Annotated in this window: 15 protein-coding genes; 1 reads left to right on the top strand and 14 read right to left on the bottom strand. The window is 33.4% G+C overall.

Translation table 11 applies throughout. The annotated features are described in order from the left end of the window. Window positions 1-22 precede the first annotated feature (22 nt). The 6 genes from AAA453_RS08065 to AAA453_RS08040 form a co-directional block, all read right to left on the bottom strand. Window positions 23-1,126 carry a Nif3-like dinuclear metal center hexameric protein gene (locus tag AAA453_RS08065; RefSeq protein WP_427704351.1) on the bottom strand — a complete coding sequence of 368 codons (1,104 nt, stop codon included), beginning with the start codon at window positions 1,124-1,126 and terminating at the stop codon, window positions 23-25. Further along, window positions 1,127-1,804, bottom strand: a complete 678-nt coding sequence (locus AAA453_RS08060; protein WP_427704349.1) for a tRNA (adenine(22)-N(1))-methyltransferase — start codon at window positions 1,802-1,804, stop codon at window positions 1,127-1,129. 67 nt (window positions 1,805-1,871) lie between these two features. After that, a complete protein-coding gene (gene rpoD / locus AAA453_RS08055) occupies window positions 1,872-2,978 on the bottom strand; it encodes an RNA polymerase sigma factor RpoD (protein WP_046465443.1) in 1,107 nt (368 codons plus the stop codon). Window positions 2,979-3,115: 137 nt separating this feature from the next. Further along, window positions 3,116-4,900, bottom strand: coding sequence for a DNA primase (dnaG, locus tag AAA453_RS08050; protein WP_427704347.1), 1,785 nt, complete (start codon window positions 4,898-4,900; stop codon window positions 3,116-3,118). Between the two features lie 43 nt (window positions 4,901-4,943). Then, complete coding sequence (locus AAA453_RS08045; RefSeq protein ID WP_046465445.1) at window positions 4,944-5,768, bottom strand: pyruvate, water dikinase regulatory protein; 825 nt, start codon at window positions 5,766-5,768, stop codon at window positions 4,944-4,946. 14 nt (window positions 5,769-5,782) lie between these two features. Continuing rightward, entirely contained in the window at window positions 5,783-6,406 is a 624-nt protein-coding gene (locus AAA453_RS08040) for a helix-turn-helix transcriptional regulator (protein WP_080947906.1), read from the bottom strand. A 346-nt stretch (window positions 6,407-6,752) separates the two neighbouring features. On the opposite strand from AAA453_RS08040, the gene AAA453_RS08035 reads away from it, so the two are divergent. After that, window positions 6,753-8,144 carry a glycine--tRNA ligase gene (locus AAA453_RS08035; protein ID WP_046465446.1) on the top strand — a complete coding sequence of 464 codons (1,392 nt, stop codon included), beginning with the start codon at window positions 6,753-6,755 and terminating at the stop codon, window positions 8,142-8,144. Between the two features lie 403 nt (window positions 8,145-8,547). Here AAA453_RS08035 and recO read toward each other — a convergent pair whose 3' ends face one another. The 8 genes from recO to floA form a co-directional block, all read right to left on the bottom strand. Next, on the bottom strand, window positions 8,548-9,306 hold the full coding sequence (gene recO, locus AAA453_RS08030) for a DNA repair protein RecO (protein ID WP_427704346.1): 759 nt from the start codon (window positions 9,304-9,306) through the stop codon (window positions 8,548-8,550). Between the two features lie 21 nt (window positions 9,307-9,327). Next, entirely contained in the window at window positions 9,328-10,227 is a 900-nt protein-coding gene (gene era / locus AAA453_RS08025; protein WP_002507481.1) for a GTPase Era, read from the bottom strand. Next, a complete protein-coding gene (gene cdd / locus AAA453_RS08020) occupies window positions 10,227-10,631 on the bottom strand; it encodes a cytidine deaminase (protein ID WP_069815490.1) in 405 nt (134 codons plus the stop codon). Before cdd ends, era begins: the two co-directional genes overlap by 1 nt. A 119-nt stretch (window positions 10,632-10,750) precedes the next feature. Continuing rightward, a complete protein-coding gene (locus AAA453_RS08015) occupies window positions 10,751-11,086 on the bottom strand; it encodes a diacylglycerol kinase family protein (protein ID WP_069815488.1) in 336 nt (111 codons plus the stop codon). An 8-nt stretch (window positions 11,087-11,094) separates the two neighbouring features. Continuing rightward, a complete protein-coding gene (gene ybeY / locus AAA453_RS08010) occupies window positions 11,095-11,556 on the bottom strand; it encodes an rRNA maturation RNase YbeY (RefSeq protein WP_046465450.1) in 462 nt (153 codons plus the stop codon). Further along, entirely contained in the window at window positions 11,557-12,504 is a 948-nt protein-coding gene (locus AAA453_RS08005) for a PhoH family protein (protein ID WP_046465451.1), read from the bottom strand. 353 nt (window positions 12,505-12,857) lie between these two features. Then, window positions 12,858-13,529 (bottom strand): hypothetical protein, encoded by a 672-nt coding sequence (locus AAA453_RS08000; RefSeq protein ID WP_427704345.1) that lies wholly within the window; start codon window positions 13,527-13,529, stop codon window positions 12,858-12,860. Window positions 13,530-13,543: 14 nt separating this feature from the next. After that, complete coding sequence (floA, locus tag AAA453_RS07995) at window positions 13,544-14,527, bottom strand: flotillin-like protein FloA (RefSeq protein WP_046465453.1); 984 nt, start codon at window positions 14,525-14,527, stop codon at window positions 13,544-13,546. Window position 14,528 lies beyond the last annotated feature (1 nt).

Raw genomic sequence — 14,528 nt, 5'->3', positions numbered from 1 at the left:
GTAAATTCGAGTCATTCACGTATTATATATATTCAAATGGATCTGTATTTAATTGGGATGCGTTTATATTAAAATTAAATTCTTCGTCGTTTAACCATGTTATTAAAAGTTGACGCAATCCATCTTTCATCACATATTCACTATAATGGTTAATATCTAATAAATTAACACCTGCAATTTTAGCGTCTAAAGCATCATGATGTTTAATATCTCCAGTCACAAATATATCTGCACCTTTTTTAGCTGCAGTATACTCAAAACCAATACCAGAACCACCAATAACAGCAACTGTTTTGATCTGTGCGTTTTTGTCACCAGTAAATCGGACACTAGGCATTTGCAATTGTGTTTTAACGTGCTTCACAAATGATTCTGCTGACATAGATGCTTTAAGTTCACCGATCATACCTAAACCATAATTTGCTTCTTTTTCCATTTTTATAAAATCATAAACGGGTGTTTCATATGGATGATGTTGTGTGATTAATTGTTGTGCTAAAACGCGTTGATTGGCTTCAATCATAAATTCTAATTTATACTCTTCAACATGTTCCACAGATCCTAATTCACCAATATGTGGATTTGCATGACCTACAGGTTTAAATTGTCCGTTACCAGGGCTTTCAAAGAAGCAATATTCATATTCGCCTTCTTGTGCTAAACCTGCTTCACTCAGACGTTTTTTGAAAGTTTCTAAATTTACTTTTGGAATAAACACTTGGACTTTAAAATATGGAATTGTTTCTGGATTTAGAATATGTTGATTGTGTAATTCGATTTTATTAGCCAGCATCGCATTAACACCTTTTGGATAAACGTCTAAATTTGTATGCAAGGCGATAAGGTTAATATTATTTTGAATTAACTTCCTTATGATAGCTCCATAGCCATCTTGCTGTGTAATGTTTTTAACCCCTTTAAATATTAGCGGGTGATGACAAACTATTGTATTACATTGATTCGTCATTGCTTCCTCAACTACATCATCAGTACAGTCAAGCGCAGTCAGAACCCCTGTAACTGTAGAAGATGTATCACCAATAAGTAAGCCTACGTTATCCCATGATTCTGCCGTATTCAATGGTACATGCTGATTAATAATGTGAAGAAATTGTTCAACGTTCATTTATATCACCTCATTGATTAAATTAATTTCATTATTGATTTCATTTAAGCGTTCGGCGTGCTGTTGTGGATTTAAATTCTGTTGTATTTTATATAATGCATCTCGTTCGCGTTCCCATTTTTTGAAAAACAAATTGTTTTTATTTTTCAATAATTCAGGGCCAAATTTTAATGCTTGTGATGATAAAGGTTCAACACTTTCTAAATAATCTGCAACAATAATTTCATATATATGACCTTTTTCTTCTAATATATCCTCAGCTATAATACTGTAATTCATCTTCACAAGTTGTTTTCGTATGGCACTAGATTGGATGTTGCTTTGCAAAATCAATCTCGGTTGATTTGTTAATTTTTCAGAACCTTCATCTAGTATTTTAGCAATTAAAGGCCCGCCCATACCACAAATCGTAATCGATGAAATATCGTCACTCTTTTGTATGACAGATAAACCGTCACCGAGTCTAACGTCAATAAAAGAATGTAGTTGTTGTTCAATGACATTGCGCTTCGATGCTTCAAACGGTCCTTTGATCACTTCACCAGCAATTGCCTTTTGCGTTAAGTTGTTTTCAATTGCAAAAATTGGTAAATATGCATGGTCCGAACCGATGTCCGCTAGACAATCGCCTTGTATATAAGTACTTACTTTTTTTAATCTTTGATTTAATGGAATCATAAAAAGTTCTCCTCTATGTATATGTAAAAAGCTCTTTTGTACATCATTGTACAAAAGAGCTAAAAAGTTAGTCCATAAAGTCTTTTAGACGTTTACTTCTGCTTGGGTGTCTTAATTTTCTAAGTGCCTTAGCTTCGATTTGACGAATTCGTTCTCTAGTTACACCAAACACTTTACCAACTTCTTCTAATGTACGAGTTCTACCGTCATCTAATCCAAAACGTAAGCGTAATACATTTTCTTCACGGTCAGTTAGTGTATCTAATACATCTTCTAACTGTTCTTTTAACAACTCATAAGCTGCATGATCTGAAGGGCTTTGGGCTTCTTGGTCTTCTATGAAGTCGCCTAAATGACTATCATCTTCTTCACCAATTGGTGTTTCTAAAGAAACTGGCTCTTGAGCTATTTTCAGTATTTCTCTTACTTTTTCAGGTGGTAAATCCATTTCTTCACCAATTTCTTCTGGTGCTGGATCACGGCCTAAATCTTGTAATAATTGTCTTTGTACACGGATTAATTTATTAATTGTTTCAACCATGTGAACAGGTATACGAATCGTACGTGCTTGGTCAGCAATCGCACGCGTGATAGCTTGACGTATCCACCACGTTGCATATGTGGAGAATTTGAAACCTTTATTGAAATCGAATTTTTCCACGGCTTTAATAAGTCCCATATTACCTTCTTGTATCAGGTCAAGGAACAGCATACCGCGTCCTACGTATCTTTTGGCTATACTGACTACAAGACGTAAATTCGCTTCAGCTAAACGTGATTTAGCAATTTCATCGCCTTTTTCAATTCTTTTAGCCAATTCAACTTCTTCTTGTGCGTTTAATAAATTTACGCGTCCGATTTCTTTTAAATACATACGGACTGGATCATTTATTTTCACACCTGGAGGTGCACTTAAATCATTTGGATTTAATTTTGAATCTTTGTCTGAACTATCTTTTTCATTAACTAAACTTATGTCGTTATCTGTTAATTGGTCAAAAAGTTCGTCCATTTGATCAGAATCCATTTCGAAGTTTTGCATTTTTTCAGCAATTTCTTCATGACTCAAGTGTCCTTGCTTTTTACCTTTTTCAATCAATTGTTTTTTTACATCTTCTAAAGTTAGAGATGGGTCGATGGTTTGTTTTTTAACTTTAACTTTATTTCCAGACATGAAAAGGCCTCCCGAATATATAATATCAACTTGATACCAAAATATTTTATAGTCAAAATTTATAAAACTGAATTAAAATAACATTCTAGTATACAGGCTGTTAATCCTATTAATATACACATACATTCATTATTGAATTAATTCATCCTATTTTTATTATGATTTACAATTTTTTCTAAATAATATTTTTGCAATTCTAAATCACCTAACCTCGAAGCCTCCCGTAGCTTATGATTAAGCGATTCTATCGTTTCTTCATTTCTATTAGATGTTAGTGTATTTACATAGTCATCAATTTCATATTCAAATGGTTCTTCATTTATCATATAGTTATCTAATGATATAAATGCTTCCTTGATTTCATTGGAATCAATGTACTGTAAAACGTCACTAATATTAAATGTATCATGCTCAGAGTAAAACTGGTGTAAAACATTAAATATACGCTTAAAATACTCATTTGTAAAGTCTTCTACTTGAAGTAATTTGTGATAATTCAAGAAAGTGTCTTTATCATTCATAAAATGTTTCAATAAAGCACGTTCTGCTTTTTCGTTTTTGTTTAAGTTATTAAATTGTGGGACTGTTGGTAATTGGTAAGCTTGAGGTTGATAATAATCTTGTTGGTGTCCTACTTCATTATTTAGACTATCCAAGCTAACTTTAAACAATTCCGATACTTCTTGCAATATCTTTTTACGAAGTATTGATGACTTCATGAGTGATATATCATTTGTTATCTCTTTTAAATATCTTTCATATGATAAATCATTATTGTCTATTTCATCTTGATGTATATGCACTTTATATAAAATATATGATTTCTTTTCATGTTCTACATAATAGTTAAATGCATCAGCGCCGTGTTTTCCAATATATTCATCTGGATCCATATCTTTTGGAAGTTGTACCACAAATACATTAAATCCTTGTTCCAATAACGCTTGACCTGATTTCAATGTTGCTTCACTACCTGCAAAGTCACCATCAAACATTAACGTTACATTAGATGTGAGTTTCTTAATGAAAGCAATATGTTCTTGTGAAATTTGTGTACCCATGCTAGCAACGACTTGTTTGATTCCAGCTTGGTCAACTTTAATGACATCCATAAATCCTTCTAATAAGATAATTTCATCATTTTTGCGTATCGATTTTCGCGCCTTATCAACATTGTATAACAACCTTCGTTTCTGGAAGATGGGCGTTTCAGGACTATTAAGATACTTTGGCTCTTGATTCGTATATGTTCTACCGGAATAACCCACTGTTCTACCTTGAGCGTTCATCAGTGGAAACATAACTCGATCTCGAAAGCGATCATAATAACTAAAATTCTCTTCATTTCTAGACAATAAACCCGCTTCATAGGCTAATTGAATGTCGTAACCTTTTTTTTGTAAAAAATCATGACAAAAGTGAGAATTCTTTGGTGCATAGCCAATTTTTCTTGCATCAATTAATGCATCTGTAAATCCACGTTCTTTTAAATAAGTTAAAGCTGCTTCACCTTCTACTGTTTTCTTCAATGCATAGTGATAATATTCTTGCATCAGTTCATGCATTTCAATCATTTGTAAATCTTCTGATGCAACCTGATGTTTATCATCTTGCCCTGAAGCACTTTGGTCAGTTTCAACTTCAATATTCACACGTTCACCTAATTCTTTTACTGCTTCTGTAAAAGAAATATCTTTTATTTCTTGAGTAAATTGAAAAACATTGCCACCTTTTTTACAACCAAAGCAATGACAAATTTGTTTGTCTTCTGACACTGTAAATGACGGTGTTTTTTCATCATGAAAAGGACACAAACCAATATAATTGCGTCCCTTTTTTTCTAATTTGACATACTCGCTTACTAAGTCGAGTATGTCAGTCTTATCTTTTATTTCATTTATTGTTGATTGTTCTATTCGCAACTTAATCACCTATTAGACATTAATTACAATATTATAGCTTTTTTCATTGGTTTTTGAAACTATTTTGCTCAATAATGCTAATAATATCATTTGCAGTTTCTTCTATCGCTTTATCAGAAACATCAATAACTGGACAACCTATCTTATCCACGAGTTCATGAAAGTAATTTAATTCTTCTTCAATACGCTGCTCAGTCGCATATCTTGCACTGTCACCTAAACCGAGTTGTTTTAAACGTTCTTTACGAATACGGTTTAGTTTTTCTTCACTTATTTTTAAAGCAATGCATTTTGATGGATCAACGTTAAACAAATCATCCGGTGGTGTTACTTCTGGGACAATAGGTATATTCATCACCTTGTAACTTTTGTGTGCAAGATATTGTGATAGTGGGGTTTTTGAAGTTCTAGAGATTCCTAATAGCACGATATCTGCTTTTGTTAGTCCCTTAGGATCTTTGCCATCATCGTATTTTACAGCAAATTCAATTGCATCAATTTTTTTGAAATATGCCTCATCTAATTGATGTACTAGCCCTGGTTCAAAATAAGGCTGTTCATCAATTTTGTCTAAGAGGATATTCATGAGCGGACCCATAATATCTACGGATTTGATTGCATCCTCTTTGATTTTTGATTCCATATATTTTCTTATTTCAGGTTTAACTAGTGTATAGACAACAATAGCTTCTGTATCTTTAGCTACTTGGATAACTTCATCTACATTTTCTAAAGTTTCAATATACGGATATCTATTAATTTCACTATCGCATTGATTTGGATTAAATTGTGAAATACATGCTCTTGCCACAAGCTCAGCTGTTTCTCCTACCGAGTCCGATGCGACTATAATTTTTATATTTTCCATAAGTTAAATACCACCTATTCGTTTAATAATGATACAAAGATTTTTGTAATTGTAGTTTTTGATATACGTCCTTTGACTTCATATTTGCCATTTTCTTTTTTGATTACGATGGGTAGTGAATCAATTTCTTTTTCAATCATTAAATTGGCTGCAAAAACGACTCTTTCATCTTCAAGAATAAAGCTTAAGTTCGGCATGCGTGTCATAATAATATTTACAGGCATTGTGTGTATATCTTCACCAATCATAGATGCTCGTAGTAAATCCTTACGCGAACAAACACCAATAAAATCTCCATTACTATTGATTACGAATAACGTACTGACATCTTCTAAAAATATTGTACATATTGCATCATAAACTGACATCTCATTTTTAACCACAACAGGATGCGATGCATAATCTTTCACTATATATTGTTTTAATTGATCAGCTAGTAATTTATTCTTTGGCTTACCAGAATAATAATAACCTACACGTGGTCTAGCTTCTAAAATACCGGACATTGTTAAAATGGCTAAGTCAGGTCTTAATGTTGCACGTGTCAAACTAAGTCTTTCTGCTATATGCTCACCAGTTATAGGACCGTTGTTTTTGACAATTTCAACTATTTGCTGTTGTCTTTTACTTAGTTCTATTGTACTTCACCCCTTCACTCATTCTTCTTAATTATACATGGAATTTTTAATTGCTACAAATACATATAATTACTTGCTAATAAACGCACAATACATTAATATTAAAATTAAAGCGAGTTGGGGACAGTGAAAGCCTAACAAGACTCATTGGCCACAATTAAATGATAGATAAAAGCGAGTGTACACACTAAGTTGGGTGGAACCGCGGGTTATCAAGAATAATTTAAATAAACATGTATATTTTATATGTGATTAAAAATGATTAACTCGTCCCAAGACAATGATTAAGTTTTTTTGGCTTTTTCTTTGTCTTGGGGCGTTTTTATGTTAAAAAGGAGTGTTTTTTATGACAAAAGATATGGAAACAATTGTCTCATTAGCAAAACATAGAGGTTTTGTATTCCCTGGTAGTGATATTTATGGTGGTTTATCAAATACATGGGATTACGGTCCACTAGGAGTAGAATTAAAAAATAATATTAAAAAAGCTTGGTGGCAAAAATTCATCACTCAATCACCATATAACGTTGGTATTGATGCAGCTATTTTAATGAACCCAAAAACTTGGGAAGCTTCAGGTCACTTAGGTAACTTTAACGATCCTATGATCGATAACAAAGACAGCAAGATTCGTTATCGTGCTGACAAAATTATCGAAGATCATATGGCAAATGTTAAAGGTGATGAAAACTTTGTAGCTGATGGCTTAAGTTTCGACGAAATGAAACGTATTATCGATGAAGAAGGTATTGTTTGTTCTGTAAGTGGTACAGCCAATTGGACTGATATTCGTCAATTCAACTTAATGTTTAAAACGTTCCAAGGCGTAACTGAAAGTTCAACAAATGAAATTTTCTTACGTCCAGAAACTGCACAAGGTATTTTCGTAAACTATAAAAATGTACAACGTACAATGCGTAAAAAATTACCATTTGGTATTGGTCAAGTTGGTAAATCATTCCGTAACGAAATTACACCTGGTAACTTCATATTCAGAACACGTGAATTCGAACAAATGGAATTAGAATTCTTCTGTAAGCCTGGTGAAGAAATTGAATGGTATAACTACTGGAAAACATTTGCAAGTCAATGGTTAAAAGACTTAAATTTAAGCGAAGAAGCTACACGTTTACGTGATCATGACGCTGATGAATTATCTCACTATTCTAATGCTACAACAGATATTGAATATCGTTTCCCATTCGGTTGGGGTGAATTATGGGGAATCGCAAGTCGTACAGACTTCGACTTGAAACAACACAGTGAACATTCAGGTGAAGATTTCCAATATCACGATCAAGAATCAGGCGAAAAATATATTCCATATTGTATCGAACCTTCATTAGGTGCTGATCGTGTTACATTAGCTTTCTTATGTGATGCATATAGTGAGGAAGGCGTTGAAGGAAGTAAAGATTCTAGAACTGTATTACACTTCCACCCTGCTCTAGCACCATATAAAGCCGCTATCTTACCATTAAGCAAAAAATTATCTGGCGACGCTATCAAAATATTTGAAGAGCTAAGCGCTAACTTTGCAATAGATTTCGATGAATCACAATCTATTGGTAAACGCTACCGTCGTCAAGATGAAATCGGCACACCTTACTGTATTACTTTTGACTTTGATTCATTAGAAGATCAACAAGTTACAGTACGTGACCGTGATTCAATGGAACAAGTACGTATGCCAATTTCAGAATTAGAAGCTTTCTTAACTGAAAAAGTAAAATTCTAATTTTTAAATAAAATACACAGCTGTGATTTAGCAGATTGCTAATAACGTGATGAGGCTGAGACATAATACATGTCTCAGCCTCAATTTTTATATTGGCAGTGGTTGAATGAATTGAAGATGTGCTTATATCTAGATCTTAAAGAACTACAACTTCATTTATGAAGAGAATTGGTTCCTATGGAAAAGCTTCAGCACTTGTATTCAAATTTCCAAGCTACTTTGCCAAGCTGGGCTCATGACGAAATCTTGCTACAACAATTTAATTTTGTCGGCTGACTCCATCATTTTTCATCTATTCAAACAGCTGAAAACATATATTATTAATATAAAAAGAGTACACCTTGAAATTTATTTTCAAGGTGTACTCTTTTTTTAAATTTACGTTCTTCTCGTACATAGATAATTACAGATTACTATCTAATCTATGTAGTTGGTTAATTAACTTTTGACTTTTAAAAAACATACCTGCATATTCGCTATAGAGCATAATCATTAACTCTGACATTTCATCTACTACATCATCATGAATACTCAAAGAACTCATTTGACTAATCGGCAATTTTTGCAATATATCCAATAGATAAAGTGTTTTATTCATTAAAATGAGTGCATGTGGATCTTGATGTCGCACATTCGCAGAAATAGCACCATCAAATTTAAAACTATAACCAATTAAACGAGATTGATCATTACTATCAGTAACTACACACTTGTCAAAAATTGCATTGAAGCCAAATTTTGTCATACATTTTAATAAAACAATGACTGACATGAGTTGGGCAGATACACCATCTTTAATTTTCGACAATACAAAATGTAATAAATCATAGCTATATTGAGAAATTTCATCACTTTCAATCGAGCGGTCAATTGTTTCTGCACTTAAACTGGCAAAGCTACTTTCATAAATATCTAAACGAAGGTTGTAATTTTGGTCTATTACATCGACAGAACTCAGTGTTCCCATACCCTTCCATTTAGAATAAATAAATAAGCCATACACAAATAACTGTGTATTAGCTTGTAAACCACTTTTGCTTTTTTTAGCTCTTCGCACCATTAGTGGTACTTTTGCACCATGCTCATTTAAAATTGTGATAATTTTATCGGATTCGCCATAATCAACCGTTTTAATAATAATACCTTTTTGTTTGATTAACACATTAGCTCACCGACTCCCAAATTAATCTCGATCTTCTAAATAACCCATTTGACGGATGAAGTTAACTTTATTTCGCCAATCTTTTTGGACTTTTACCCAAAGTTCTAAATAAACTTTAGATCCTAGTAACATTTCGATATCTTGGCGTGCACGTTTACCAACTTCTTTAAGTTTTTTACCGCCTTTACCAATAACAATACCTTTTTGTGAATCTCGTTCAACAAATATTGTTGCTTCAATTCGAACTCTGTCTTCATCTTCTTTAACCATGCGATCTACGTTTACACCAATGGCATGAGGGATTTCTTCACTTGTTAAATGTAAAATCTTTTCACGAATTAACTCGCCTACAACAAATTGTTCTGGATGATCAGAGATTTGATCATCTGGATAGTACTTAGGTCCTTCTGGTAGATAAGATTTTATTACATTTATAAAATGATCTACATTTAAGCCTTCCAGTGCTGAAATTGGTACAATTTCAGTGAAATCCATATATTTTTTGTATTTTTCAATTCTTGGCATAAGTTCATCTGGGTGTACTAAATCAATTTTATTTAATACTAAAAAGACAGGTGTTTTAATCGTTTTAAGCATATCCATAATATACTCATCACCACGACCTATATCTTCATTTACATTTACCATGAACATAATAGCATCTATTTCAGATAACGTGTTTGTAGCGACGCGCATCATGTAGTCGCCTAATTTATGTTTCGGTTTATGAATACCAGGTGTATCTAAGAAAATGATTTGAGCATCTTCTTGTGTCATAACGCCTTGAATTTTGTTTCTTGTAGTTTGTGCTTTATCAGACATAATAGCTATCTTATGTCCGATCACACGGTTAACAAACGTAGATTTCCCAACATTGGGTCTACCTATAATTGATATAAATCCTGATTTATGTCCTGTCATTAATTTAAATCCTTTCCAGAAAATCCTAATGGTAATAAGTCATTTACGGTTGATTCTATCATATCGCCTTTATGATTAGTCATATATACTGGCATATCGTCATCGCATAATTCTTTTAACACCTGACGACATTCACCACATGGTGAAGATGGCGCATCTGCATCAACAGTAACTGTAATTGATTCAAAATCACCTGGTCTATAACCATCTGATATTGCAGCAACCAAACTTGATCTCTCTGCACAAATTGCCATTGAGTATGCTGCGTTTTCAACATTTGCTCCATGATAAACTTTACCGTCTTTCGTTCTTAAATATGCACCAACTTTAAAATTACTATATGGTGAATATGAATTGGCTTGAGCATTTCTTACTTCTGTAAAATAGTGTGATTGATAAGCCATAGCTAACACGCTCCTATTCAATATTAAGGGTTATTAAAAAAATCCACTTAATTATCGATTTAATGTTTAATTACTCTGTTCTTTAAGTATAAACAAATTCTATAAAATTGCACTACAATTTAGAACACATATGGTAAAAAAACAACGAGACCAATAGCAAGTGCAGTAATAGAAGCTAACACAACACTAAAAGCAGCGATATCTTTAGCCTTTTTTGCTAATATATGATAATCACCTGTAACTAAATCAACCACATATTCTACTGCTGTATTGATAGCTTCGAAAGCAAGTACAACACCTATCGCTATAATAATAAAAAGCCATTCTAATTGACTAATACCAAAAGCAATACCACAAATAACAGTGGCAAGCCCTAATAAAAGATGCATTAAAAATTTGCTGTCTTTATTTAATAGTACTAACATACCTTGAAAAGCGTATTTAAAACGTTTCATGTCTACCTCTAATCTCTTGTTAAACCATAAGCATTTAGAATTTGATCTTGTCGCCCAAACATTTCTTTTTCGTCCTCTTCATCTATATGATCATAACCTAATAGATGTAAGAAACCATGGAGTGCAAGAAAGCCTAATTCTCTTTCAAAAGAATGACCGTAAGAATCGGCTTGTTCCTGAGCTACGTCAGTACAAATAATAATGTCGCCTAATACTCTTGGCATATCAAGTCCAATAATTTCTGGTTCATCTTCTTCTAAAGCAAATGAGATAACATCTGTTACTTTATCTTTATCACGATACATTTTATTAATTTCTTGAATTTCGGTTTTATCTACAAAAGTTACAGATAACTCGGCATCGCTATCAATTTGTTCTTGCTCTTTTGCAAAAGTGAGGAGTTTATCAATCTGAGTTAACCATTCACTTTTAACTATTTCAGTGTGATCACTAAAGTCTATTGTAAACATTTACTCTTCTCCTTCGTAACGGTCAATAATTTTACTTACTAATGGGTGACGTACAACATCACTTTGATCAAGATAATGTACGCTTAAGCCTTTAACTTCTTTTAATTTTTTAACTGCTTCTTTTAGACCACTTTTAACTCCTTTAGGTAAGTCTACTTGAGTTTGGTCTCCAGTAACTACCATTTTCGAATCAAAACCTAGTCGAGTTAAGAACATTTTCATTTGTGCTTGTGTTGTATTTTGTGCCTCATCTAAAATAACAAAAGCATCATCTAATGTTCTACCGCGCATATAAGCTAGGGGCGCAATTTCTATGATGCCTCTTTCTATAAAGCGCGCCGTTTGTTCTCTTCCTAAAACAGTATTTAAACCGTCATACAGAGGTCTTAAGTATGGATCAACCTTTTCCTTTAGATCTCCTGGCAAGAAGCCTAGTGACTCTCCTGCTTCCACTGCAGGTCTTGTTAGCACAATTCGTTTAACATTTCCTTTTCTTAACTGTTTCGCAGCGTACACAACCGCTAAGAAGGTTTTTCCTGTACCAGCTGGTCCTACACCAAACACTAAATCATTATGATACATAGCATTTACATACATACGTTGACCCATGGTTTTTGCACGGATGGTCTTTCCGTATGCATCTTTAGTTATTTCTTCTTCATATAAATCTAATAAGTATTGAATCGTACCATTATTTGCCATTTTCACTGCTGCTTCAACATCTTTTGAAGAGATTGAAATACCTTGTTGAATGACTTTCAAAAGGTTAATGAGTACTGATTCTGCTTTTTTAACATGCTCTACTTGCTCTCCTTTTACAGAGATTTCTTGACCTCGAGCATGTACAATGACATCAAACCCTTCCTCAATTAATTTAAGGTGTTCATCGTTATTACCAATGAGCGCTTGAGCTTCATTGATGTCATCTATTTGAATAATTCCAGGCATATAGGTGCTCCTTTACAAATATATTCGTTTCATCTTATTTTATCCTATTAGATTTTAACTTACAAAAATTATTATCGTTCATTAAATTATTTTAAGCATTTAACAATTCAATCATATAATGATGATTACACCATCATTATATCACGAATTAACTATATATTATTTCAAAGAGTATTAAATAGAGGCTCATTTATCAAATTTTACATGATGTTTACATTCTTATTAGTCGTGAGCTATTAGTTTAATTTATTATGGTTATTTTTTCATTGAAATTATTGCAAATACACAAAAACGCCTTACAAAGTCATTATATATCGACTCCATAAGGCGTTTAATTTATAGACTATACTGCGCTATAATCTTTTGGGTTTTTCTAATATTTCCGACCAAATAATACCATTTACAACTTCATCTTCTGCAAACCTATATTTTTCATTAGTAACTGGACTCTGAATTGCCTGTGCATCCATTAACTGTTTTAAACGGAAACGTTTTGTTCTCTCAGATAAATATTTATCTGAAATAATAGCACGTGCTCTTCTTTCAGTTCTCTTCAGTTTTTTCTCGTTTTCACGATCAATTTCTGTACGCACATCTTGTAATTCGCCCATTAAATCTGCTTCAAGTTCTTTTTGCAGTTTATCCTCTTTTTGCTCTTGCGAACGTTTTAACTTTTCTGCTTCAGTCTCGTTGTCTGTACGCATTGTTCGAGTCGTTTGTTGAGGATTTGGCGTTTCCATTTTTTCAGCTCTAGTTTCAACTGGTCTTGCAGGTTCTGCACGCTTTTGCGGTTGTTGTTCAATATCTTTCCTCGTTGGTCCTTCATTCATTTGTTGTTCGATTTCTTTGAATGCTTTACCAATTTCATCAAGGAAACCGCCTCTTTTAGGTGGCTGATCATTTCGATTAGGTTGATTATTTATTGGTGGTTTTTGGTTTTTTCTATCTTTATGGCTATTATCGCTAATAGCGCTGACTATTGTAACAATCACAGATATTACAAAGATAATAATAGCTATATTCATTTAATCACCCCTAATTAATTTTCCGGTGATTCATCATCTTTTGGGTTCGTACGTTCGTTGATTGAGTTTCTCATGCCAGTATCAGCTTCAACATTTTTAAGGTTATAATAATCCTTAACGCCTAAGTTGCCAGAACGTAACGCTTCTGCCATAGCAAGTGGTACTTCTGCTTCTGCTTCAACAACTTTAGAACGCATTTCTTGAACTTTAGCTTTCATTTCTTGCTCTTGAGCTACAGCCATTGCTCTACGTTCTTCTGCTTTAGCTTGTGCAATGTTTTTGTCAGCAAGTGCTTGTTCAGTTTGTAAGTCTGCACCAATGTTTTTGCTGATATCAACGTCAGCAATATCGATTGATAAGATTTCAAATGCTGTACCAGAATCTAAACCTTTACTAAGTACTGTTTTAGAAATATTGTCTGGGTTTTCTAAAACTTGTGTATGGTGCTCACTAGAACCAATTGTTGATACGATACCTTCACCGACACGTGCAATAATTGTTTCTTCACCAGCACCACCTACTAAACGAGCGATGTTAGCACGAACAGTAATACGCGCTTTAGCTTTTACTTCGATACCGTTCATCGCTACACCTGCGATAAATGGTGTTTCTATTACTTTTGGGTTAACTGACATTTGAACAGCCTCTAATACATCACGGCCAGCTAAATCAATAGCTGCTCCACGTTCAAATGGTAAGTTGATGTCGGCTCTTTGTGCTGCAATGTTAGCATCAACAACACGGTCAACGTTTCCTCCTGCTAAGTAATGTGATTCAAGTTGGTTTGTTGTTAAATTCAAACCAGCTTTGTGTGCCTTAATTAATGGTGAAATAACTTTTCGTGGTGAAACTCTACGAAGTCTCATACCAACTAATGTTCCAATACCTACTTTAACGCCTGCAGCTATTGCTGAAATCCATAATCCGACTGGAACAAATGAAAATAGTAATAATAAAGCTATTACTACTATGACGACGATAACAACTAATCCGATCATA

This window comes from Staphylococcus parequorum, assembly GCF_039237145.1.
Lineage (GTDB): Bacteria > Bacillota > Bacilli > Staphylococcales > Staphylococcaceae > Staphylococcus > Staphylococcus equorum_A.
This window is presented reverse-complemented; position numbering and strand designations above follow the sequence as displayed.